The organism is Streptococcus oralis (assembly GCF_003943385.1).
GTDB classification, from domain to species: Bacteria; Bacillota; Bacilli; order Lactobacillales; family Streptococcaceae; genus Streptococcus; species Streptococcus oralis_CA.
Genome location: NZ_RJPI01000003.1, coordinates 110,088 through 135,415 on the forward strand (window position 1 = coordinate 110,088; position 25,328 = coordinate 135,415).

The 25,328-nt window shown below is 39.9% G+C and carries 20 protein-coding genes and 1 other annotated feature; of the genes, 2 read left to right on the plus strand and 18 right to left on the minus strand.

All coding sequences use genetic code 11. The features are described 5' to 3' along the window. Position 1: 1 nt before the first annotated feature. The 5 genes from rlmN to D8803_RS03505 form a co-directional block, all read right to left on the minus strand. A complete protein-coding gene (rlmN, locus tag D8803_RS03485; protein WP_131200256.1) occupies positions 2-1,087 on the minus strand; it encodes a 23S rRNA (adenine(2503)-C(2))-methyltransferase RlmN in 1,086 nt (361 codons plus the stop codon). 20 nt (positions 1,088-1,107) lie between these two features. Beyond that, positions 1,108-1,638: a YutD family protein gene (locus D8803_RS03490; RefSeq protein WP_131200257.1), complete on the minus strand. Its 531-nt coding sequence runs from the start codon at positions 1,636-1,638 to the stop codon at positions 1,108-1,110. 162 nt (positions 1,639-1,800) lie between these two features. Next, the gene (gene sodA / locus D8803_RS03495) at positions 1,801-2,406 is read right to left on the minus strand and encodes a superoxide dismutase SodA (protein WP_131200258.1); all 606 of its coding nucleotides are present in this window, start codon (positions 2,404-2,406) and stop codon (positions 1,801-1,803) included. Positions 2,407-2,475: 69 nt separating this feature from the next. Next, positions 2,476-3,513 carry a DNA polymerase III subunit delta gene (gene holA / locus D8803_RS03500; RefSeq protein WP_131200259.1) on the minus strand — a complete coding sequence of 346 codons (1,038 nt, stop codon included), beginning with the start codon at positions 3,511-3,513 and terminating at the stop codon, positions 2,476-2,478. Between the two features lie 32 nt (positions 3,514-3,545). Continuing rightward, positions 3,546-4,481: a dihydroorotate oxidase gene (locus D8803_RS03505; RefSeq protein WP_131200260.1), complete on the minus strand. Its 936-nt coding sequence runs from the start codon at positions 4,479-4,481 to the stop codon at positions 3,546-3,548. 206 nt (positions 4,482-4,687) lie between these two features. On the opposite strand from D8803_RS03505, the gene gdhA reads away from it, so the two are divergent. Further along, the gene (gdhA, locus tag D8803_RS03510) at positions 4,688-6,034 is read left to right on the plus strand and encodes an NADP-specific glutamate dehydrogenase (protein WP_131200261.1); all 1,347 of its coding nucleotides are present in this window, start codon (positions 4,688-4,690) and stop codon (positions 6,032-6,034) included. Positions 6,035-6,168: 134 nt separating this feature from the next. Here the strand turns inward: gdhA and D8803_RS03515 are convergent, their stop codons facing one another. From D8803_RS03515 to mecA, 10 genes are all read right to left on the minus strand, one after another. Further along, positions 6,169-7,578, minus strand: a complete 1,410-nt coding sequence (locus tag D8803_RS03515) for a HEPN domain-containing protein (RefSeq protein WP_131200262.1) — start codon at positions 7,576-7,578, stop codon at positions 6,169-6,171. A 235-nt stretch (positions 7,579-7,813) separates the two neighbouring features. After that, on the minus strand, positions 7,814-8,179 hold the full coding sequence (gene rplL / locus D8803_RS03520) for a 50S ribosomal protein L7/L12 (RefSeq protein ID WP_001196969.1): 366 nt from the start codon (positions 8,177-8,179) through the stop codon (positions 7,814-7,816). A 75-nt stretch (positions 8,180-8,254) separates the two neighbouring features. Next, positions 8,255-8,755 (minus strand): 50S ribosomal protein L10, encoded by a 501-nt coding sequence (rplJ, locus tag D8803_RS03525; protein ID WP_001287274.1) that lies wholly within the window; start codon positions 8,753-8,755, stop codon positions 8,255-8,257. Positions 8,756-8,793: 38 nt separating this feature from the next. Then, positions 8,794-8,929 (minus strand) — a sequence feature (ribosomal protein L10 leader region). 62 nt (positions 8,930-8,991) lie between these two features. Continuing rightward, positions 8,992-10,251: a TRZ/ATZ family protein gene (locus D8803_RS03535; RefSeq protein WP_093585690.1), complete on the minus strand. Its 1,260-nt coding sequence runs from the start codon at positions 10,249-10,251 to the stop codon at positions 8,992-8,994. 103 nt (positions 10,252-10,354) lie between these two features. Beyond that, positions 10,355-12,103, minus strand: a complete 1,749-nt coding sequence (locus D8803_RS03540; RefSeq protein WP_131200263.1) for an ABC transporter ATP-binding protein — start codon at positions 12,101-12,103, stop codon at positions 10,355-10,357. A 1-nt stretch (position 12,104) separates the two neighbouring features. Then, on the minus strand, positions 12,105-13,829 hold the full coding sequence (locus D8803_RS03545) for an ABC transporter ATP-binding protein (RefSeq protein WP_131200264.1): 1,725 nt from the start codon (positions 13,827-13,829) through the stop codon (positions 12,105-12,107). A gap of 59 nt (positions 13,830-13,888) precedes the next feature. Further along, positions 13,889-14,827, minus strand: a complete 939-nt coding sequence (gene msrB / locus D8803_RS03550) for a peptide-methionine (R)-S-oxide reductase MsrB (protein WP_084975069.1) — start codon at positions 14,825-14,827, stop codon at positions 13,889-13,891. Positions 14,828-15,031: 204 nt separating this feature from the next. Further along, positions 15,032-15,901 carry a homoserine kinase gene (thrB, locus tag D8803_RS03555; RefSeq protein WP_061417067.1) on the minus strand — a complete coding sequence of 290 codons (870 nt, stop codon included), beginning with the start codon at positions 15,899-15,901 and terminating at the stop codon, positions 15,032-15,034. A gap of 1 nt (position 15,902) precedes the next feature. Then, positions 15,903-17,189 carry a homoserine dehydrogenase gene (locus tag D8803_RS03560; protein WP_131200265.1) on the minus strand — a complete coding sequence of 429 codons (1,287 nt, stop codon included), beginning with the start codon at positions 17,187-17,189 and terminating at the stop codon, positions 15,903-15,905. A 148-nt stretch (positions 17,190-17,337) separates the two neighbouring features. Further along, the gene (mecA, locus tag D8803_RS03565) at positions 17,338-18,078 is read right to left on the minus strand and encodes an adaptor protein MecA (RefSeq protein WP_131200266.1); all 741 of its coding nucleotides are present in this window, start codon (positions 18,076-18,078) and stop codon (positions 17,338-17,340) included. A 122-nt stretch (positions 18,079-18,200) separates the two neighbouring features. Between mecA and D8803_RS03570 the strand changes: the two genes are divergently transcribed. Then, on the plus strand, positions 18,201-19,679 hold the full coding sequence (locus D8803_RS03570) for an oligosaccharide flippase family protein (RefSeq protein ID WP_061417070.1): 1,479 nt from the start codon (positions 18,201-18,203) through the stop codon (positions 19,677-19,679). A 49-nt stretch (positions 19,680-19,728) separates the two neighbouring features. Here D8803_RS03570 and D8803_RS03575 read toward each other — a convergent pair whose 3' ends face one another. From D8803_RS03575 to D8803_RS03585, 3 genes are read right to left on the minus strand one after another with little or no spacing between them, the layout of a single operon-like run. Beyond that, positions 19,729-22,254, minus strand: coding sequence for an MBL fold metallo-hydrolase (locus D8803_RS03575; protein ID WP_131200267.1), 2,526 nt, complete (start codon positions 22,252-22,254; stop codon positions 19,729-19,731). A gap of 36 nt (positions 22,255-22,290) precedes the next feature. Beyond that, positions 22,291-23,103 (minus strand): phosphorylcholine transferase LicD, encoded by an 813-nt coding sequence (locus D8803_RS03580; protein WP_131200268.1) that lies wholly within the window; start codon positions 23,101-23,103, stop codon positions 22,291-22,293. A gap of 57 nt (positions 23,104-23,160) precedes the next feature. Next, positions 23,161-25,320 (minus strand): LicD family protein, encoded by a 2,160-nt coding sequence (locus D8803_RS03585; RefSeq protein WP_131200269.1) that lies wholly within the window; start codon positions 25,318-25,320, stop codon positions 23,161-23,163. Between the last annotated feature and the right edge of the window lie 8 nt (positions 25,321-25,328).

Genomic DNA, 25,328 nt, shown 5'->3' on the forward strand with positions numbered 1-25,328 from the left:
TTTATGGATTTACCGCTGCGACTGCCTTCTGGCGGTCACGTTTCATTGTATTGGAGCGCAATTGCCCACAAGCTGCATCAATATCAGTACCATGCTCTTGACGAACAACACAGTTGATTCCTTTTTTCTTGAGAGTGTCATAGAAGGCCATCACGCGTTCTTTAGGACTACGGCTATATTGGTCATGTTCACTAACTGGGTTATAGGGAATCAAGTTTACATAAGATAATTTTTTGATGTTCTTGAGCAACTCAGCCAACTCCAAGGCTTGTTCAATTCCATCATTGACTTCATTGAGCATGATATACTCAAAAGTCACCCGGCGATTGGTTGTTTCGATATAGTACTCAATAGCAGCAAAGAGTTTTTCAATCGGAAAGGCACGGTTAATTTTCATGATGCTTGAACGCAATTCATTATTGGGTGCGTGAAGAGACACAGCCAGATTAACCTGTACGCCTTCATTAGCAAAGTCACGAATTTTATGGGCCAAACCTGAGGTAGAAACAGTGATGTGACGAGCACCGATAGCCATTCCCTTGTCATCATTGATGGTACGAACGAAATTCAAGACATTATTGTAGTTATCAAAGGGCTCACCAATTCCCATGACAACGATATGACTGACACGTTCATCCTGACCACGCTCATCAAAGTATTTCTGAACCATCATGATCTGCGCTACGATTTCACCGTTATTAAGATCACGTTGCTTCTTAATCAAGCCTGATGCACAGAAGGTACAACCGATATTACAACCGACCTGAGTGGTCACACAGACTGACAAACCGTAGTGTTGACGCATGAGTACTGTCTCAATCAACATACCATCTGGCAACTCAAAAAGATACTTAACAGTACCGTCGGCTGACTCTTGTACGATGCGTTGTTTCAATGGATTGACCACAAACTGGTCACTGAGCTTGGCAATCAAATCCTTGGAAAGGTTGGTCATTTCTTCAAATGACTGGACACGTTTACGGTAGAGCCATTCCCAGATTTGATCTGCACGGAATTTCTTTTCTCCTTGTTCTAATACCCATTCTTGCATGGTTTGACGTGTTAAACTATAAATAGACGGTTTCATCTCTTCTCCTTATTCTCTATCTATTTCTGACGAATGACAAAATGGCGCTGTCCCTTGTCCTCTTTCTGAGACTTTTGGTCCTTATGACGACGTCTATTTCGCTTATCCGTATTTGGTTTTCTCTTGTTTTGCGAAGGTTTCTTTCCCTTTCTAGAAGGGTTTTCCTCCTCTTTTCTACGCATTTTCTTGTCAAACGACGCACGCTTAGGTGCTTGATTTTCTAGAACAAAATAGGCACAACCATAACTACAGTACTCCAAAAGATAGTCCTGTAAGCGACTGATCTTTTCAATTTTTTCCTCTGTTCGGTCGTCTTTGTAAAAGCCACGTAGGCGGAGCTGTTCATTGCTCCAGTCCCCCACGACATAGTCAAACTTGGTCAACACTTCTGAAAAGCGTTGATTAAAGACTGTCACATCGAAGGCATCCTTGATATTTTCAACCAAGGTAAAAGCAATCCCTTCAGTCTCAACCTTATCCCCATTTACATGAAATTCTGGGCCAGGAAACTTGTTATAGTTGTATAATTCAGGTGCAATTTCTTTACGCATAGTCTTCCTTTTCCACGATTACTCAACACTCTATTTTACCATAATTTCTAGCAGTTAGCACGTTTCTCATAAAAATGAAAAAAGTCTGACGATTTTGTCAGACTCCTGCCTTATAAAGCAAAAAGAGAAGAATGACTCTTCCCTTCCTTTTCATTATTTTCATTATTTTGCTGTTGCGTAAAGCTCATCTACTTTGTTCCAGTTGATGACTGAGAAGAAAGCTTTGATGTAATCAGGACGTACATTGCGGTATTTCACGTAGTAAGCATGTTCCCAAACGTCCAAGCCCAAGATTGGTTTTTTACCTTCTGAGATTGGTGTGTCTTGGTTTGCTGTTGAAGTTACTTCAAGTTTCCCTTCTTTGTTGACAACCAACCATGCCCATCCAGAACCGAAGCGAGTTGTAGCTGCTGCTGTAAAGGCTGCTTGGAACTCTTCAAATGAGCCAAATGTTGCGTCGATTGCTGCTGCAAGTTCTGCTGAAGGAGCTGTTTTTTCAGGAGTCATCAATTCCCAGAAAAGAGCGTGGTTCAAGTGTCCACCGCCATTGTTGATAAGTGCTTGACGGATATCAGCTGGGATAGAGTCTACATCAGCAAGCAAAGCTTCAAGGTCTTCACCAATTTCAGGGTGTTTTTCAAGAGCAGCATTGGCATTGTTGACATAAGTTTGATGGTGTTTGTCATGGTGCAAGTGCATTGTTTCTGCATCGATGTATGGTTCCAAAGCGTCGTATGCGTATGGAAGGTCTGGTAAGATAATAGCCATCTGTAATACCTCTTTTTCTTTCTATATGAAAATGATAACGCAATCATCCTATTTTTTCAAGTTTTTTGCTCAATTTGCCTCTGTCGCAATCTGTAAGAGTGCCTTTTCAAACAAGTAACTTTTTTCATAGACACCTGTCTTAATCTGGTAGTCTGTTTCAATCAAATAAGAAATCGCTCGCTTGAGAAAAGCCAAAGAAATCCCTCTCGAATCTCTTAATGCGAACTTGATTTGATAAGGATTAGGATTGCGTCCCAAATAAGTCCCCAGACTACTTACAATCTGTGATTCCGTCTGACCAGCCTCTGATAAAATCTTCACCTGGGTAAAGGTTCGGAATTGTCCTAGCATGACAGCTATGAGCTTGATTTCATCCTCCCCTTGTAAGGTCAAGTCTCTAACCAAGTCACGGGCCTGATCAATCTTCTTAGCCAAGATAAACTGAGTTAAGTCGAAAATATTGTCTTGTAAAGTCTTAGGAATCGCATCAACAATGTCCTTCTCCTCAATCACGCCGTCTGACTTATAAGACTGCAAAAAGAGGAGATTTTTCTGGATTTCGCTAAATTGAAAACCAGATTTGATGAGTAGATTTTCAAAAGATTTTTCTGCAAACTGCAGACCTTGTGTCTGACTCCATTTTTGGAAATACTGACGAAGTTCTTGTTCTTTAGCTTCTACTGCATCAAAGACCTTGGCATCACGCTTAAGTAATTTGACCAATCGTCTCTTGCTATCCAGCTTCCCTTCTGCAAATATCAAGATCTTAGTCGTCGGTGAAGGATTGTCAAGATATTCCTCAAATGACTTGAGCTCGTCATCTGTTAAAAAGCGTTTCTTGGCTGTTGTAATATCGACAAAATGGTCTAATATCACGATTTTCTCATCTGCAAAGAAAGGGAGACTGACTAGCTCCAGTTCCACATCCTTATAGGTTACTTCTTTCATGTCAAAGTAGGCAAAATTGAGGTCGGCTGGATCATAGCCGAGCTGTTTCAACACTTGACTCTTCATAACTTCAAACTGACCTTGGTCTGTCCCTGTAAATAGGTTCAAGCTAGATAAATTTGCTAGAGACAACTTTTGACTGTCTTCAATGGCAAGCATCTTCTCTCCTTTCTTCTGATTTTTTATTAAACTTAATCAATATAGCGCAATTTCCCACGGAAATCTTCTAGGTTTTCGTATCCTTTTTCTGCCATGATTGCTTTTAGTTCATTGGTAATGCGTTCAAAAGAACCCACGCCTTCTTTATGGAGCGTTGTTCCAACCTGCACCATACTAGCACCGCAGAGGATATGTTCAAAGGCATCACGCCCCGTTAAAACGCCACCCGTTCCGATGATTTGGATTTGCGGATTTAAACGTTGATAAAAGGCGTGCACATTAGCAAGAGCAGTTGGTTTGATATACTCTCCACCAATCCCACCAAAACCATTTTTAGGACGAATGACGACGGACTCGTCTTCTATGTAAAGGCCGTTTCCTATAGAGTTAACACAGTTAACAAACTTGAGCGGGTACTTGTTGAAAATAGCAGCTGCTTGATCAAAGTGAACAATATCAAAATATGGTGGCAATTTAATCCCAAGAGGTTTGGTAAAGTAGGCAAATACCTCTGACAAGATACGGTCTGTGGTCTCAAAATCATAGGCAATCTGTGGTTTACCTGGAACATTTGGACAAGAGAGATTAAGCTCGGTCAGTCCATTGAATTCACTCTCTTGGACTTTTTTCAAGATGGTATGCGTTTCCTCTGGAGACATGCCGACTAGGGAAAGGAAGAAAGTACGGTTTGGCTCTTTTTCCTGCAAGTCCAAAAGATAGTCCAAATAATAGTCTAAACCATTATTTGGTAAGCCCATGGAGTTGATAGAACCAAGTGGAACATCCTGATAACGTGGCTCAGGATTGCCCTGACGAAAGTCCAAGGTCGCAGTCTTCGTAACAAAAGTACCGGCCGCTGAGTTTTTGACTCCTTCAAGCTCTTCTATCGTCATACAAGCCACACCCGCTGCATTCATCAAGCAATTGTCAAACTCAAAGCCAGCTATTTGCGTTTTCGTTGATACCATGATTCTGATCCTCCAGATTCCTTTTATTTCTAATATTATACCATACTTTAAGATTTTCTCTTTGAGAAACTAATTTCTATATAAAATGTTCGGTTTTGTAAATTGAAAGAATTTTTAGAAAATTTCTGTTTTTTTCTTTACACTCAAAAAAAATTCTGCTATAATGGCTCATGTAATAAAATATAACAACAAAAAAGGAGAACGATATGACATCTGCTAAAGACTATATCCAAAGCGTGTTTGCAACTGTGAAAGCTCGTAACGGGCATGAGGCTGAATTTCTCCAGGCGGTTGAAGAATTCTTCAGCACCCTAGAGCCTGTATTTGAAAAACACCCTGAGTATATTGAAGAAAATATCTTGGCACGCATCACTGAACCTGAGCGCGTGATTTCTTTCCGTGTTCCTTGGGTTGACCGTGATGGAAAAGTTCAAGTCAACCGTGGTTACCGTGTTCAGTTCAACTCAGCTGTCGGACCATATAAAGGCGGACTTCGTTTCCACCCAACTGTAAACCAAGGGATCTTGAAATTCCTCGGCTTCGAACAAATCTTTAAAAACGTTTTGACTGGACTTCCAATCGGTGGAGGTAAAGGTGGATCAGACTTCGATCCTAAAGGAAAGACTGATGCTGAAGTGATGCGCTTCTGCCAAAGCTTCATGACTGAATTGCAAAAATACATCGGACCATCACTCGACGTCCCAGCTGGCGATATCGGTGTTGGTGGACGTGAAATTGGTTACCTTTACGGTCAATACAAACGCCTTAACCAATTTGATGCTGGTGTCTTGACTGGTAAACCTCTTGGATTCGGTGGTAGCTTGATTCGTCCAGAAGCAACTGGTTACGGTTTGGTTTACTACACTGAAGAAATGCTCAAAGCTAATGGTAACAGTTTTGCTGGTAAGAAAGTGGTTATTTCAGGTTCTGGTAACGTAGCTCAATACGCTCTTCAAAAAGCAACTGAACTCGGCGCTACTGTTATCTCTGTATCTGACTCAAACGGTTATGTCATCGACGAAAATGGTATTGACTTCAATCTTTTGGTTGATGTTAAAGAAAAACGCCGTGCTCGCTTGACAGAATACGCAGCTGAGAAAGCAACCGCTACTTATCATGAAGGCTCTGTTTGGACTTACACTGGTAACTACGATATTGCTCTTCCATGTGCGACTCAAAACGAAATCAACGGCGAAGCAGCTAAGCGCTTGGTTGACCAAGGCGTTATCTGTGTATCTGAAGGTGCCAACATGCCAAGCGATCTTGATGCGATTAAAGTCTACAAAGAAAACGGAATCCTTTACGGACCTGCCAAAGCTGCCAACGCTGGTGGTGTAGCTGTATCAGCGCTTGAAATGAGCCAAAACAGCCTTCGCCTTTCATGGACACGTGAAGAAGTTGATGGACGTCTCAAAGACATCATGACAAACATCTTTAACACAGCTAAAACAACTGCTGAAACATACGGTCTTGGTACTGACTACCTTGCAGGAGCAAATATCGCTGCCTTTGAAAATGTAGCAAACGCTATGATTGCACAAGGTGTGGTATAAAAAACAAATTACGGAAACTGACTACCCAAACGGGTAGCCAGTTTTTTCAATTCTTAAAATTTAAGATTCTAATAGCCTTTATGCAAAAAGATAGTATTCTAACTTCCTCTTCATATTGGCTAATGTTTTTAATATTATTTTTTCTCATATTTATCATCAAACGCCTTTTTAAGGTCTAATTTAGTTTGAACACTCCCCCATCTTTGTGTTAGCTTTTCTTTTAATTTTTGATGTTCCGAAAAACCTAATTCTAAATAAATATAGTAATCTAAAATCATCAGTAAGCAATTATTATAAATGCTTAACTCCTCTTCGCTTAAAATCCTTGTTTTCTCTTTAATAGATTCATTGTAGTGGATATAATAGTTTCTAGTATTAGCAACAACGGAGGGAAATTCAGTCCTTTTAAAGTCTCCTGTCCTAAAAAAAACTTGGTACTCAGCTATAATTAAATCGGCAAGTCTACTTTCGAGCGTAATAAAATTTTTAGATTTCCCTAAAAGAAAACTTTCCATCTTATCTGTACGACCGTCTGTTAGCCACTTTACTCTATCTTTAAATTCTTTCATTGATCCAGCTTTAAACCTTGAATGATACGTTTCTAGAGCTTGAATAACATTTAAAAACAGTCTAACTGGTGATATCCCTTTTGTATACAGCAGTTCCATATAGAGATCTATGATCGGTTTTAATTTATAATAGGACTCAAAGTAATATTTAAAACTATTATTTTCTAACAAATCATCTAAAAAAAATGTTTTTAATATATACCTATCATAATAGTTCCCCATAAATCTATCTTTTCTTATAATAGGACTAATGATATCCAATGTTCTAGGTTTTTTATAATTACTATCATATACATCAAATACTAATTTAGATACCCCTTGAATTTTATGAACTTTAATTTCTTCAACGAGTGTCAACTCAATTAATCTCTTAATTTTTTCAAATAAATCAAAAAAATCATCTAAAGAGGTTTCCTCTATAAATTCAATCTCAATTATAGTTCTTTGATTCAGTTCTATTTTATCTATAAATAATTGATCCTCATGAATAGGAAGCATAGACCCACTAACTAGATATTTAATTATCGTACTTTCATCTTTATAAATAATAGTACTGTTGTTAGAATTACCATATAAACCATAGTCATTACTAATCGAGTAGGCAGCTTTACCTCCCCATTTCATTACACCACTAATCTCGAAGAATACACTTTTAAATTTGTTAGTAAATTTTTCTAATGAATTAAATCCACTTACAAAGTATTTAGCACTAAAGGGAAAAATAGAGGTACTCGATGAAATATTACTTGAAACTCCTTTTGAACGGTATGCGTCAAATAATACAAATTTTGCTCCGTTAAATAATTCTACTTTTAATTCAGTTATGCGATTTGGAAGTTCCAATGTACTTGGTAAACCTTTGTTAACTACTATCTCAAGCAATATCCCTCCTTCTTCTTCATTCAAATACAGGCGACACTCCCTTTTTTTTCCATTTAATTCAACTGAACCACTTCCTTGGTAACCTAATTCCATATCAATACCTCCAAATGAATTTTTGTCTTAAACATAGATACAAAAAATAAATAAATCCGTTTTCATATTATATTCTATCAATTATTATAGCACAAGAAAAAAATAAACACCCCCACAAAAAATTGTGGGGGTGTTTATGGGGAAGTTTCAAAAGAAACATCTCCTATTATTGCGCCTTTACAAATAACAAAGGGCTTTTAAACTCGGCTTCCGCCCTTAAATAATCATTAATTGATTATTTAAGAGTAACTGAAGCTCCAGCTTCTTCCAATTTAGCTTTGATTTCTTCTGCTTCTGCAGTTGGAACGCCTTCTTTGATGACACCTGGTGCACCATCAACAAGTTCTTTAGCTTCTTTAAGTCCAAGACCAGTGATTTCACGTACAACTTTGATAACGCCGACTTTCTTGTCGCCTGCAGCTGTCAATTCAACGTCAAATGAATCTTTAGCAGCTTCTTCAGCGCCACCAGCAGCAGCTACAGCTACAGGAGCAGCCGCAGTTACACCAAATTCTTCTTCGATAGCTTTTACAAGGTCGTTCAATTCAAGGATTGAAGCTTCTTTAATTTCAGCAATAATGTTTTCAATGTTCAATGCCATTGTTATTTCCTCCAAATAAGTTTTAAATTTTATAATAGTTTTTTTCGTAGCTAGGCTACGCTGCGTAGCTTAAGATTAAGCTGCGTCTTCTTTGTTGTCTGCAACCGCTTTGACTGCAAGAGCAACGTTGCGCACTGGCGCTTGAAGTACAGAAAGGAGCATAGAAAGAAGTCCTTCGCGGTTTGGAAGAGTTGCAAGAGCAACGATTTCTTCTTTAGATGCGACAGCGCCTTCGATTGCACCACCTTTGATTTCAAGTGCTTCAGCGTTTTTAGCAAAATCGTTCAAGATTTTCGCTGGTGCGATAACATCTTCGTTAGAAAATGCTACTGCAGATGGTCCAACAAATACTGATGCAAGATCTTCAAGACCAGCTTTTTCAGCTGCACGACGCAAGATTGAGTTTTTAATAACTTTATACTCAACTTCGCTTCCACGAAGCTCACGACGAAGAACTGTATCTTGCTCAACTGTCAAACCACGAGCGTCTACAACAACGATAGATGCAGCAGCTTTCATTTTTTCAGCTACTACGTCAACTAGTTCCGCTTTTTTAGCAATAATTGCTTCACTCATTAGTGTGTTCACCTCCGTAATTATTTTGCTTGGGGAATTTTTCCAAAAGAAAAACGCGCCCAAACCTAGACACGAAAGTACAATACGCTTCTTTTTACATGATACGTTTTGTCCTCGGTAGGATCTTTATGAGTCGAGCTCCCCTACTGTCTTAGGCAGTTTTTTCAAACCGTATATAAGTATAGCATAGACAAAAAAAGAATGCAAGATTTTTGCAAACTTTTTTTGAAATTTTTTTAAATCTCTACTGTCAAAATTTTGCCTTGCTTAACCACCTGTTCTCCAGCGATATAGACATCATCAACATCACTGGATTTGACTGCATAAACGAGGTGAGAGAGCATATTTTCCTGAGGTTGGAGATGGATTTTTCCTTGTGGTTGGATGACCAGAAAATCTGCCTGCTTGCCAACTTCTAGACTTCCTATCTGATCTTCCATTCCAAGAACCTTAGCACCTTCTATCGTCAGAGCTTTGAGGGCTGTTTCAATAGGAAATTGGCTCGCATCTCCACTCTTCATCTTCTGAAGGAGAGCGGCGGTCCGCCCTTCCTCAAACATATCAAGGTTGTTGTTGGAAGCAACTGAATCTGTCGCAATTCCTACTGCCACTCCTGCTTTTTGCAGTTGGATGATGGGAGCGATTCCTGAGGCCAGTTTAAGGTTACTAATAGGATTATGGGCGATAGCCACTTGAGAAGTCGCCAAGCGTTCAATTTCTCGCTCGTTTAACTCGACTCCATGAGCGAAGACAGACGGATGATCTAAGTAACCTAGTTCTTCTAGAAAGGTGAGGGGGCGTTTGCCATAGCGTTTGAGGATAATTCCTGATTCCTCCTGAGTCTCCGCTACATGGATATGGATAGGAATGTCCAGCTCTTTTGCCATATCTAAGCTTTCTTCCAGCAAGTCTTGATTACAACTGTATGGAGAATGTGGAGCTACCATAACCTTGAAATTTGGATTTTCATATCCTAAGATTTCCTCTATAATAGCACGTGTTCTGCTTATGGTCTCAGCAGTTGTCTCTGTCTCTGAAGAAAAGAGGGTCGGTGAGAAATAACAACGCATCTTAGATGCCTTGACTGCCTGATAAATTCTCTCAATATCCACACCATTGGGATTATACATATCGTTGAAGGTTGTTGTTCCTGACTGGAGCATCTCTGTCAGAGCCTGCTTGACTGCTCTTGTAGTCATATCTGCTGTAAATCCTGCTTCAGCTGGCCAGATATAGTCATTGAGCCATTCATGGAGATTGCTGTCATCTCGGATCCCTCTCAAGCCTGTCATAGCAGAATGGGTGTGGCAATTAACCAAACCAGGCATGATCCAAGCTCCTTGATAGTCTATAATCTGCTCAGCTTGATCTAAAATCTCTGGCTTCTCTTGACCGACATAGACGATTTGAGAATCCTTAACAACCAAGATACCATCCAGATGCACATGAAAAGCTTGGTCACAAGTAACGATATTTACATGCTGATAGACTTTCATTGTTTTCTCCTTCTAAGACCTTGATTTTTCTAGCTATTGTAACAAAAAAGTCACCCGAAGGCAACTTTTAGTGTCATTAAGACTTTAAATGGACAGGGATGGCTTATTCAGAGCTAAAAACTGCAGCTCGCTGCATTTGGTAATACTTGCCCTTTCTAGCCATGAGGTCCTGATGGTTACCATACTCAACAATGTCACCATCTACCAAGACAAGAATCAAATCCGCATCCTGAATGGTAGACAAGCGGTGAGCAATGATAAAGCTTGTTCGCCCCTTCATGAGTTTGGCAAAGGCGTCCTGGACCAGCACTTCTGTCCGCGTATCAATGGATGAAGTCGCCTCGTCTAAGATAAGAATCTTAGGAATAGCCAGAAAGACTCGGGCGATGGTCAAGAGCTGGGCTTGACCGACAGAGAGAGATTCTCCTGCATTTTCCAACTTGGTATCGTATCCCTGCGGCAACTGTTGGATGAAAAAATCTGCATTGGCTGCTTTGGCAGCAGCAATCACCTGCTCCCGACTGGCTTCAGGATTTCCAAAGGCAATATTGTCATGAATAGTCCCTTGCTTGAGCCAGGTTTCTTGGAGCACCATCCCAAACTGCTGTCTCAATGATGCTCGGGTATAATCGTAAATGGATCGCCCGTCTAGCAAGATATCTCCCGAGTTAATGGGATAAAAACGCATGAGGAGATTGATGAGGGTTGATTTTCCAGCACCCGTAGGACCAACAATAGCAACCTTGCTACCAGCTGGGATATCGGTGGATAAGTCCTTAATCAAGATCCTTTCAGGATTGTATCCAAAAGAAACATGTTTAAAGGAAATAGCCCCCTTCACTTGGTCACTGGTCAAGAGTTCCTTACCTGTTTCAGCAACCTCAGGACTTTCTAAGACAGCATAGACGCGCTCTGCGCAAGCGAGAGCACTTTGCAACTCGGCTAAAACAGAAGAAATATCGTTAAAGGGCTTAGTGTACTGCTGAACATAGTTCAAAAAGGTCACTAAACGTCCGATGGTCAAGGTGGACCCCATCATGATACGATAAGCTCCCACTCCAGCTAAAAGCGCGTAAATGAGTGCATTTACAAAGCGAGTCGAAGGATTGACCGTTGAAGAATAAAAGATGGCTGACTGAGAATAGCCTGAGTAGTTGGCATTCGCCTCATGCAGTCTTTGGATAAACTCTGTCTGAGCATTGAAGGACTGGATAATAGTCTGCTGGCTAAGCGATTCTTCAATCAACTGAGTCTGAATCCCCCTGGTCTCTGTTTGCTTCTGAAATAGATGATAGGACCGTTTGGCAATAAAGCGTGAAATCACCATAGACAGTGGCGTCAATAGCAAGACCAAGAGGGTCATGAGAAGGTGAATTTGGAGCATGGCTAGAATACTAACAAAAATCATCAAGACGCCAATGAAAAATTGGTTAAAAATCATGGTCAAGCCGGCTGCCAGCTGTTCTATGTCTGTGGTCACACGACTAACCATCTCTCCACTGCCCTGCCGATCCACAAAAGCAATCGGTAAACGATGAAGCTTATGAATGATTCGCTCTCGTAAATCTCTGGTATAAGAGAAGATTAGGCGATTATAGAGGAGAGGATTGGTCCATTGTACCAGAGTATTTCCTATGACTACCAAGATCATCTGGATGAAAATCTGCCAAAAAACTGGTGAAGAACCAGCCACCAGGACCTGGTCAATGACCTGCCCAATCAAGATAGGTAGGTAGATCGATAAAGCAACTTGGGCAATCGTTTCTAGAAAGGCTAGGAAAAGGAGAAAGGGATGGCTTGCTAAATCCACGGCTAAACGTTTGAGCGTCTGGTTTGCAGTTTGTCGTTTCATGCTAGTCCTCCTTTCCATGTTGGGATGCATTGATTTCGCGATAGACTTGACTAGTTTGCATCAAGTCATCGTGCTTGCCAACAGCCAGGAGCTCACCTTTTTCCAAGAGGAGAATCTGGTCAGCCATCTGAAGTGTAGAAGTTCTTTGAGAAATCAAGATTAAGCTCGTATTTGGCAGATTTTCTCGGATTGCTTTCAAGAGCTTGGACTCGGTAATGGTGTCTAGGGCCGAGGTCGCATCATCTAGGATGAGAAATGGTGCTTGTCGCAAGACTGCTCGTGCGATAGATAGCCTTTGTTTTTGTCCCCCTGAGAAATTTCGACCTCCAGCCTCAACTAGGGCATCCAAAAGTCCTTCCTTTTCACTGACAAAATCCTTAGCTTGCGCAATCTCCAAGGCCTGCCAGAGTTCTTGGTCAGATACTTCTTGATTGAAACCTAGAGTCAAGTTGGAACGAATAGTTCCTTTAAAGAGTTCGACCTTTTGGGGCACATAGGCAATCCAAGACCGCCACTGCTCAAGATTATGAGGACTACATCCATCTCGATAAATGTCAATGCTTCCCTTATCTACTGGATAGAGTCCAAGTAAGACTTGCACCAAGCTTGATTTACCTGAACCAGTTCCCCCGATGATACCAAGAATTTGCCCTTGCTTCATATCAAAGGAAATGTTTCTTAGAGAAGGCTGGGCCGCATCAGGATAGGTAAAGGTTAATTCTTTGACTTGCAAAACCCGATCACCGGTAGCTTGTTTTTGTTCTAATTCTGAAAAAATATCTTCTGGAGCTTCAGTAAAAACTTCCTCAATTCGCTTGGCTGAGATATAGGATTGATTAAGAGAATTTATCAGCATGGCGAGCTTAACCAATTCCACCAAGATCTGCAAGAGGTAGTTGATAAGGGCAATAAGAGCACCTTGACTGAGCAAGTCTCCTTGAATTGAAATATAACCCTGCCAGATGATGACAAGAAGAGTTCCATTAACAATCAGATAGGTCAGAGGTGTTAACAAACTAGACCAGAAACCCGTCTTTTCTTGCAATCTAGCATAAACTTGGTTAAGAGTTTGAAAAATTTGTAACTCTCGTTTTTCCTGACCAAAAGCACGAATAACTCGCATCCCTTGCAATTGCTGGCGCGTTTCCTGAACCAGCTGATCCGTTTTCTTTCTGAGACTACTGTAGAGAGGATTGACCAACCGAGAGAGCCCTACAATGATAATCGTCAAAATCACAACCATAACTAAAAACCAGAAAGTCAGCTCAGCCGAGATGCGATAGGCCATAAAAATGGCTCCAAAAACGATAATAGGCGCTCGCAAAAAGAGACGCAGGAATTGATTGATCCCAGTCTGAATCTGGTAAGTGTCTGAAGTCAAGCGAGTCACCAAGCTAGAAGTTGTCAGACGATCTCTGCTATCCTTGGGTAGGGAAAGAATATGACGATAAAGGTCGTCTGTCAGTTCTTTGGCAAACCCAACCGCTGCCTTTGCTGAGTAAAACTGAGCTACCAATGCCACTAAAACGCCAATCACTGCAAAGATAAGGAGCAGGCCAATCTGCATCCAGAGGTGTCCTTGATCTCTCTGAGGCAAGGATTGGTCAACAATCCCAGCAATCACCATGGGAACCAAGAGTTCAAAAACAGCTTCTAGCAGCTTGAACAAGGGTGCCAAAATTGATTCTTTGATGTAGGGTTTGAAGTAAGATAGTAAGTGTTTCATAAGTCCCTTCTATTCTTATTCTGGAAACGAAGAAAGTGGGAAGCCCCACCCTCTCAGTTTTATTTGTTTAAGTAAGGTAATAGATAGCCATATCCTGCTTTTTCCATCTCATCCTTGGCTACAAAACGCAAGGAAGCCGAATTGATACAGTAACGGAGGCCACCTAACTCCTGAGGTCCATCTGTGAAAACATGACCCAAGTGAGCATTTCCTGACCGAGAACGAACCTCGATTCGCTCCATTCCATGACTCAAGTCCTTGTAATAGTGAATCAACTCCTTGGAAATCGGACGACTAAAACTTGGCCAACCACAACCTGAAGCAAACTTATCCTTTGCAAAAAAGAGTGGTTCACCCGTCGTGATGTCTACATAAATCCCTTCTTCAAAGGTTTGGTCATAGGCATTGGTAAATGGCGCCTCTGTAGCAGCTTCTTGGGTAACACGGTATGACTCTGCTGACAAACTTTCCCTTAACACTTCTTGACTAGGCTTTTCATAGTTTGCCGCATCAACTAATGGCTTCTCCGCATCGGTCACATCGATATGACAGTAACCTGAAGGATTTTTCTTAAGATAGTCTTGGTGGTAATCTTCTGCTAGAATGTAGTGGCGAAGTTTCTCCACTTCCACTGCAATCTTTCGACCCAGCATACGCTCCTGCTCCTGCACCACTGTGTAGATAGCTGGCAGATCTGCTTCATCTTGGTAATAGATTCCGGTTCGATATTGGCGACCACGGTCATTTCCTTGTTGATTGATTGATAAGGGATCGATGACTCGGAAATAATAAAGCAATATTTCTCTGAGTGACACTGTTTTCTCGTCATAAATCACTTGAACCGTTTCTGCATGGTCTGTTTCCTTGAGCAGCTGATAATTGGTCGTTTCGACTTGCCCATTAGCGTAGCCAACACTGGTTGCTAATACGCCTGAAATTCGTGAAAAATACTCCTCTAGGCCCCAAAAACAACCACCTGCAAGATAAATTTCTGCCATCTTTATTTCTCCTTTATCAAGTTTTTAACTAATACTCTTCGAAAATCTCTTCAAACCACGTCAGCGTCACCTTACCGTACTCAAGTACAGCCTGCGGCTAGCTTCCTAATTTGCTCTTTGATTTTCATTGAGTATAGACTTCTTTTCAAAAAAAGGATAGGAAGCCCTCTGGTCGAGAGTTTCCCCATCCTATCCTCTATTTCTTTACTTTGTTTCGACACGGACACCTTGGGTATCAACTTTCAAGTCATGCAGTTTGCCTTTGAAAGACTGCTTTTGCAATTCTGCCTTAATCGCCGGCATCTTGTCATGAGAGGCCAATACCATCACTGTTGGCCCAGCACCAGAGAGGTAGGTTGCATAGGCACCATTCTCTTTGGCTACTTGCTTAATCGTTGCAAATTCACGGACCAGACTTTGACGGTAACGCTCGTGGAAGAGGTCTCCCTCGATTGCTTGCCCAGCTGTCACCATGTCTCCTGCCAATAAGGCTGCAACTGCCACATTTGCGATGGAACTAGCAGCAACAGCTTCCTTGTAGGACAATTTCTTAGGCAAGACACCACGACTATCGCGAGTGCGTAATTCATAGTTGGGAATATAAGCTAAAAAATCACATTCTGGGAAGTCTGCCACAATAGCAGAGACTTTTCCTTCAACGGAGCTCGCAACAACAAGATTTCCATAAATGGCTGGAGCCACATTGTCAGGATGTCCTTCAATCTTGGTCGCCAGCTGCAATTTTTCGTGGTTAGATAAGTTGAGCTTGCCCAGTTGGTTGGCCAGTTCAATCCCAGCAACAATAACTGAGCTAGAAGAACCCAAACCACGCGCCAGAGGAACATCACTGGTCATTTTCAAACGTCTCGGTTGCAAGTTCGGCGCAATTTGCAAGGTAATCTTAAGCAAAAGATTACGCTCGTCATGGGGAATCCATTTACCAATCTGGTGTTCAATCAACCACTCATCCCGTTCTTCACAGACCTCAATTTGAAGATACTTGGTTACAGCTACACCGACCGAATCAAAACCTGGCCCGATATTGGCACTGGTTGCAGGTACAATAATCTTCATCCTATTCTCCTAACACCTTGAAGGTATTCAAGAGGTCAAATTCTGAAGCTTTGGCCAACTCAGCTGATACATTCTCAAGCTGTGCTTTATTAATCTTATGAGTGATAATCACTACACGCGCCTTGTCATCCTCTTTTCCATCTTGGAGGATTTGCTTGAAGGAAATATCTTGAGCATTGAAGATTTCAGCAAGTTTTAAGACCTGACCTTTTGAGTCTGGTGCCAAGATTGAGAAATAGTAGTTTGCTTTAACATCTTCTGGATTTGCCAAGACCAAGTCACGGCTATATTCGTTGAAGTCTTTACCGATGGTACCATCATTCAAGCGACGAACGATACGGACAATATCTGCTACAACACTTGTTGCAGTTGGTTTTTGACCCGCACCTGGTCCGTAGTACATAGACTCACCTATACCAATAGATTCTACAAAAACAGCGTTCATTACCCCATTTACACTGGCAAGTGGGTGCGCTTTAGGAAGGAAGGTTGGAGTCACTTCTGCAGCAATACCCGAAGGAGTTTCCTCGATAGAACCTACCAATTTCACTACATAGCCCAGATCTTGGGCTACAGCTACGTCTTCTGGTGTGATGTTGCGGATTCCCTTGTGGGCTACATCGTCAAAGGCAACCTTCATACCAAAAGCAAATTGGCTCAAAATCACCATCTTGTAGGCTGCGTCAATCCCATCCACGTCATTTGTAGGGTCGCTTTCTGCAAAACCTAATCTTTGTGCTTCCGCAAGAGCGTCATCGTAAGACCAGCCTTCTTCAACCATTTTGGTCATCATGAAGTTAGAAGTTCCGTTAACGACACCAAGAACGCGCGTGATTTTGTCAGAAGCCAACGAATTTGCTAGAGTGCGAAGAATTGGAATCCCACCAGCTACTGCTGCTTCGTAGTAAAGTGCTACATTATGCTCTTTAGCGATTTCTAGCAATTCTGCACCATGGACAGCCAAAAGGTCCTTGTTTGCAGTAACAACGTGTTTCCCAGCTTCCAAGGCACGAGTGATAAAGGTTTTAGCTGGTTCGATACGCCCCATCAATTCCACTACAATGGTAACATCTTTGTCTGATAAAATATCGTCTACATTGGTTACAAAGTTAAAGTCATTTCCTGCTGCAAGCAAGCGGTTCTTTTCATCTTCATCCTTGACCAATACCTTGGCTACTTCAATCTCTGAATGAGCTGACTGAACGATTTTTTCTCCATTTTCCTTTAGGAGGAAAGGCACGCCACTTGCAACGGTACCAAATCCAAGTAAAGCAATTTTAACTGTCATGTTTGTCTCCTAGAAATTTTCTGATATAGCCATTATAACAGAATTTTGTGAAAATTCCTATTATAGTAAATCACTATTTCAGTCTAGTAAAGAAAAAACGAATTCCCTGATTCGTCTTTCTTGATAAATGAAAATTGATTTTCAAAATCTACGAACTAACCTTTTGCAAACCAAGGACTGCATCGTGATTGATCAAGATTTGACCATACTCTTGTAAGACAGAACGACTGATATCACTATCATCTGCAAATTCACGCATACGAGCCAAGAGCCAAGCTGGGTATGGACTTGGATGATTTTCAATATCGACTAAGATTGTCAAATAGTAGTGCCCATTCATCTTATAGAGTTCAGATGTTTCCATCTGGTAGTTAACCGTCTTTGCAAAAGCAACTAAGTCAGCAAGGCTTGCAAAACGCAGGATATAGTAGATATAAGGTTCTTTCTTATTCTCCGTCTCCTTTTCTGTTTGCTCTTGCTCTTCTTCTTTAGCTTCTACCTGTTCTAGAGATTGGATAGCCTCAATATCGTCCTTGGTCTTTTCTGCGATACTCTTTTCCAAGGTTTTGAGAAATTCATCCGGTGACATTTGGGCTAATTCTTCCATGTCTGGTAAATCCGCCAAATCTTCAAAATCCAAATTCTGGTCAATCTTGGACTTGGTCACAAAGACGTCGACCTTATCAGGTTTTGGCGTCACGCGGAAACTCAGCATGCCACTATCCAAGAAATTGTCTGGCATCTCTAACTCATCTAAAATAGCATAGAAAAACTCTTCGGTTTTTTCCTGAGGAACGAGAAAGTCTGCAATCTCCATTCCCCGATCCATTAAATCATCTAAAGTCATTGTAATTTTTAGTGTTGTATCACTAATTTGTTTCATCTTCATATCTAGTAACCTCATACTTTCAGTCTATCTATTATACTAGATTTTTACGATTTTATCAAAAGAATGAAGCTGGAATGTGATATAATACTAGAGATAATGTTACATTTAAGAAAGAAAGTTCAATGAAAAATATAAAAGTTAATGCATTGGCTAGCTTGCTGGTCAATATCCTCAATATCGTTTTTCCGCTGATAACCAACCCTTATCTGACGCGGATTCTCAGCAAATCCAACTACGGTTATTTCAATACCGCCAATACCTGGGCAAGTTTCGTTATTCCACTAGCTGCCTTTGGGATTTACAACTACGGGATTCGTGCTATCAGTAAGGTTAAGGACGATAAGAATAAAATCAACTATGTCTTTTCTAAGTTGTTTTATATCTCGGTTTTCACTTCTCTCCTGACGACTGGTATCTACTTCCTCTTTATCTTCTTTGACACCAGCATTGAGAATCTGAAAGTCCTCTACTACATCCTAGGGGCCCAAGCTCTCTTCCAATTCCTCAATATCGAATGGATGAACGAAGCCTATGAAAACTATGCCTTTATCCTTTACAAGACATTGATTATTCGAATTACCATGCTGGTCGCTATCTTTGCCTTTGTCAAAACTGCTGATGATATTGTTCCCTACGCTATCGTCATGACTGCGACAACTATCCTCAACTACCTCCTTAGTTTTCTTTGGATCAAAAGAGAAGTCTCCTTTGTCAAAATTGGTTTCATCGAGTTAGCTAAGGCTTCTAAACCACTCTTTACTATGCTTCTCTTGGCAAATGCCAATATGCTTTATACCTTGCTAGATAGAATGTTTATCACCAAGGGACCAGATGAAAATTATATTTCTTATTATACAATTGCCTATAGCATCGTCATGCTGATTGCTGGTGTCTTAAGTGGAGCTATCAGTGTCAGCATTCCACGTCTCGGCTACTACCTTGGGAAAAAGGATTACAATTCTTATAATTATCTTGTAAATCAAGCGGCATCATTATTCTATTTTCTCATGATTCCAACTAGTTTTGGGATTATGATTTTGGGAAAGTACGCAACGGTTATCTACTCTTCTGAAAAGTATCTTGAGGCAGGTATCGTGACCAGCGTCTTCGCCTTTCGAACCATTATCTGGGCTATTGAATTGATTCTTGGTAAGCAAATTATCTTTATCAATGACCACGAGAACCGCTTGACTGCTTTCTACTTTGCTGGTGGTGGAGCAAATCTCCTCTTCAACTGTATCTTGTATATCAATAATATTTTTGCCCCTGAGTATTATATTGCTACGACCATTATTGCAGAAGCCATCGTTGTTCTCTTAGAAATTCATTTTATTAGGAAACACCAACTAATCAATTTAAAAGAAATCTTTGTGACCTTAACACGTTATGGTCTCATATCCCTTGGATTTATTCCGATCTTCTATATTTTCAAGATGATTTTCCAAATCAGTTCCTATACGGTGAACCTCAACATGATCCTCATGGTTCTCTCTACCATAGCTACTTGTGGAATCTACTATCTCTTGACGCTTTTTATCGCCAAAGACAAAACATTACACTATGCACTGAACCTAGTACTAGCTAAGATCAAAAGAAACTAAAAGAACACCCTACTGATAAACGAGCGTTTATCAGTAGGGTGTTTCTTATTTATTCTTTTTCTTTCTTGTCAGAAGTATTGGCTTCTAGATTTGAATCTTGTTTTGGCTGTTCAGCAATAGAGGAACTAGCTTCTTGCTTCTTCTCTGACTGATCTGCTTCACCATTGACAGCAGCAACAGCCTGTCTCCAAATGCCTTCCTCGTTTACCTTATAACCATCCGGTGTGGTGGCATTTTTCAACAAAGAGCCATCTGTTTGGAAATAGTACCAATTACCGTCAATTCGTTTCCAACCGGTCTGCATAGCTCCTGAGTCATCAAAGTAATAATGATCACCATTTACTTTATGAAGGCCAACCAACATGATGCCATCTTCAGGATTGAGATAATACCAGATTTCTTTATCCTTTATCCAACCTGTCTTCATAGCTCCACTTCCTTCAAAGTAACGATAATGATTATCAAACCATTTCCAGCCTGTTTGCATAGCTCCTGATGCACTAAAGTAATACTGCTTACCATCTACTTGTTGGAAACCGACCAGCATGATACCTTCCTGATCTTCAAGATAATACCATGTTCCTTGCTCTTTCAACCAACCAGTCTTCATAGCTCCTGAGTCAGCGTAGTAATGCCAGTGTTTATCAAGCCACTGCCAGCCTGTTTGCATGGCACCGCTAGTATTCAAATAGTAACGCGTACCGTTGATTTCTTGTTTCCCAGTCTGCATAATACCATCTTGATTTAGATAATACCATTTCTCATTATCCTTAATCCAGCCTGTTTTCATAGCTCCTGAGTTCGCATAGTAATACCAATGGTTCTCTAGCCATTTCCAGCCCGTTTGCATGGCACCACTAGCGTTCAAATAGTAACGAACACCATTTATATCTTGTTTTCCAGTGAGCATGATACCATCTTTGTCCAGATAATACCAAGTATCTTGATCCTTAACCCAGCCTGTTTTCATAGCTCCAGAACTTGCAAAATAGTTCCAGTGACCATCAACAAAGGCCCAGCCAGTTTGCATGACACCTTCTTGATTAAAGTAATATGTGCTTCCATTGATATTCTTTTTACCGACAGTTCGTAACCCATCCTCATCATAGAAATACCAATCTGAATCAATCTTTTGCCAAGTTGAAGACTTACCTGCTGTTTGGAGTGCACCACTGTCTGTAAAGAACATCTTCTTGCCATTAAAGACTTGATTTCCTGTTAGCATCTTTCCATCTGCTGCAAAGAGATATTTCTTCCCTCCAATTTCAGAAAGTTCACTAAATCGTCTAGCGCCATTTGATTGGATATAATACCAAGAGCCATCCAGCTTGAACCAACCGCCTGTTTGCATTTTGCCATTTGAGTTGAGATAGTAATCATTCCCCTTAGCATTTTCTCCCCAGTCGTCGTTAAGGTGAAGCCAGCGTCCTGCTTGCATTTGCCCCTTTCCATTAAAGAAGTAAGTGGCTCCGCCAATCTCTTTCCAACCGATAGCCATTTCTCCATCTGCTAAACGATATTTCCAGTAGCCACCTTCTTGATACCATTTTTCGTCAACTACAGGGATGTCAGGGAAGAGATTAGAAACATTAGCAAATCCGCTATCACTAATATCAAAAACAGTAGCGTCTTGAGTTTGACTAGAAGCTCTGAGAACCTGAATATTTTTCTTTTGGAGATATTCTCTGGTTGAAGCAACATTAATATCACCACCAGTTGTTTGAATAATCATCTTTGGTGATAGGTTTTCAAGAAAATTAATCGTATTTGAAATTGTCGCATCATAATGATGATTCCATTTCATCATATCAACCTTGCCGATAACTGGACCTAACTTATCTTCCGCTCCTTCGGCATTATCCAAATCTCCACCAAGGTAGATTCTCTTTCCTGCCACAGTCACCACTGAAACGATTGAGTTTGAGTTATCATCTCGAACTTTTTTCAGGTTACCATCAGCATCATATTCATTTTTATAATTATAGAGTTGGATATCCATATCACCTAATTTAAAGTGACTATCCTCATCTGTAATATTCTGAATAAGAGTAACCCCTCGTTTTTGTGCGGCTCTCAAAGCATTATCGTAATTAAAAAGATTATCCCAGAGTCCCCAGTTTGCTGTGATCCGATCATCTGAATATTTTTTCAAATAAAACTTACCGACTTGATATCGATTGAGTATTTCGTCCGCTCCACCAATATGGTCACTATGGACATGAGTTCCTATAATAAAATCTAATTTTTTAACACCAATCTGATCAAGATGGCGAATCAAACGGTCTTCCAAGACTTGATAATTTCTCATGGAAATCCCCCAGCGGCTTGGATAGCGTGGATCACTCCCATCAGGAAAATCATAGTCTTCTCCCATATCAATCAAAGCATAGTGACCATTACTTTCAAGAAGGATGGCATCACTCCCAGATTTTGCTTTAGTATTTATGAAATGGATACGATTGCCTGAACCAGCAGTAATGGTGTCTGCATTAACTTGTTGTGATAAACCAATCAACACAAAAAGGAAAGCAAATAAACTATAACTGACTGATTTAACTAATTTTTTATTCTTCATCTTGAATACTCCTTTCTCGATGAAAACAATCTCTTACTAATCAATCCAATAATTCTTATCAGTTCCTGGAATCTGTTGTTCAACAGGTGGTGGAGTCATATAATCTGATCCAAATTCGTAGACAAGAATTTCATGGTATTTTCTCGGAGCTTTCACTACGATGTTTTCGTATGGCATATCAATCAGATCATAGAGCCATTCTTTTTTGATTCCCTCTGGAAAACTTGGATCAAATATCGTACAGGTAAGATCTGTAGCTTGATTTACACTATATTTCAAAGCAAGATTCTCTAATTTTTGATTCCAAGTTTGTGGAGAACTTAAGCGAAAAACAGCTGACCCAATATAACGAGGCAGATTTTTTATTCCTCCATTTTCTGATTTAATTCCTTTGAAATTCAGAGAAGAAAGGCGGACAAAATGTTTATAGAGCTTCATTTTCTTACAATCACTTTCCTCCGTCACGACACCATCGTATGGAAAAATATCAACGCAAGTTCCCAATACGACTGTCGGGTCCAGAAGATTGGCATCTCTACGTGTTCTAATATCATGGACACGCATATAACTGTACGGATAGCCTTTTGTTTCTCTAAATGAAATCAATTTGTAGTAGGGATGATTCTCATTTTTTAAAACCTTATAAAGCTTTTCAAATTCATCTCGCGCCAAGGAAATATCTGTATCATCATCCCAAGGGATAAATCCTTTATGGCGTACAGCTCCTAGTAAGGTTCCAAAATCAATAAAGTATTTGATTTGATGTTGTTCACAAAGATCATGTAGATACTTTAAAATATCCAATTCTACTTGCTTTATTTCTTCAAGAGTTAAAGTTCTTTCAGACATAGGTTCTATTCTCCTAAATTTGACTATATTTTTAAACGATTTTTAACTGCGATTTGCTTACTTAGAACTTTTAGTGATTTTCCACAGTTTAAAATCATGGTGAGATACTCTTTGTTCAAGAGGGGGCAATTGCATGTAATCTCCGTAGTCAGAGGTCAAAATTTCATGGTAGTGTTTTGGAATCATAAATTCCTTATCTTCAAATGTTCCCACAATCACTTGTTCTAACCACTCACGTTTCCAAACTGGCTTATTCATATCCTTGTAAATCAAATAATCAACTTGCTCGTAGTCAGCAACTGCTCTAGATTTAGCAAGCTCATCAATTTGCTCAACATACTTATTCGTATTTGTAAAATAGAAAACGACAACAGAAATATAACGAATTAAAGAATTTAGTAGACTTTTCGTGTTGGTAATTCCTTTAAAAGTGTAACAACTCAATTGACGTTTCTTTATGAGCTTCGTCATCTTGTTTTTAAAATCCGCGTCATCTTCGTAACCATCCACAGGGAAAATGTCTACATAGATTCCCATATTGGAATCAATTCGTACATCTTCTTCGAGCAAGTAGGTATGGTTATCCTGCACTTTCATAAAAGGATAGACATAGTTGAGATTATTTTTATAAGACATAACCTCATAACGTTCATCAGGGTTAGCGATAAGGTAATCTTGTAGTTTCTCATAATCTTCTCTTAGCATGCAGATATCCATATCATCGTCCCAAGGGATAAAACCTTTATGGCGAACCGCACCAATTAGACTTCCATATGCTAGGAAATACTTGACACCAATTTTCTGACAAACCTCATGAATATATTCCATGATTCCAAGTTCCATCTGTTGAATTTCACTGACATCTGTTACTTCTTGATACCGAACTCCTTCATCCCGTTTGCAGATTACTAGTCCATAACCTATTGCCAACCAAAAGATGATATTGATAAAGTTGGTTGAATACATAATCTGACTTTCAAACAACTGACCAAATAAGATACCGAAGAAAAGAATCATAATCAATTTGTCAGTATTTTTCTTGGAAACAATCAAATACGTTAAAAAGCGCTTGATGACATAAGCCAGTATAAGAAGGAAGGATACCAAGCCTAGAACTCCTGAACTGACAAATATGGTCACAAAAATGTTATGGAAGTTCCCTCCGATAAGGGAATTTTGAATTTCAAATTTACTGAAATATTCTGTGTAATAATCTGGAACATTCCGTACACCATAACCAAAAATTGGTTTGGCACTGCCCATCTTGATGGCGTTTTTCCAAATATAGGTTCTACCACTTGGTGTTGTTTCAATTAGATGGAGTTCACCATTCTTCTTGGTAACAGACGAATCTGTCTCGGCGTAGGATTGTCCTTTGTTTAAGTCAAAAACAGTCGCAGTTTCAGATGAGATATAAATTGAAGTTGCATAGCTTAATCCAATGTTGGTAGCAGTAATCAGCAAACCAGCAACAATAAAAGTAAGAAATCGTTTAACGATACTTCCTCTAGTGGCAAAGAAACTATAGAGTCCAATCATGAGGAGTAAAGAAAGTAAGGCTCCTCTACTTTGCATAGTAGCAAAGTATACTAATTGAATCAGATTGTTCAGTTTAAGATAAACAGAATATTTACTTCCNTTATGGATCAAATACATGGCCAAAATAATGCTAATGTATGAAAATATCGCACTAGCATTAGGATTGACAATTCCCCACAGACGTCCATTCATGACACCATAATAATAAGATTGTTCGCCAATTTTAAATAGGATAAGGACTCTACTTATCAATAAACCAAACGCAAAAATTGCTGAAGAAAAAGATACAATTTGAACCGTATAGGCAATCCAGTCAAATAATTTTTTAAGTTGCCCTGATTGTAACATGGTAAATAATAAAACATAGGTTACCATGAAGAGGATTTCAATCACATTCCCAATCAAATGTCCGGAGCGATTGAATACTGCCGATAGTAGGTGGCTCCCAGATAACAAGCCAAATAAGGCCAAAAATTTTCGATCTACTGTAATCTGTTTCCACTTAAACAACAATGTGTAGCAAATATAAAGTACAACAATCGCTGACAATCCCTTATAGATTGGATTTGCTACCTTATAAACCAGTGAACTCATACTTAAAATCGAAATAAAAACAAATAGATATGAAATCCATAATTTTGATTTTTCAAAGTATTCATCCATTTTTGAAAAATTCATTTTCAACT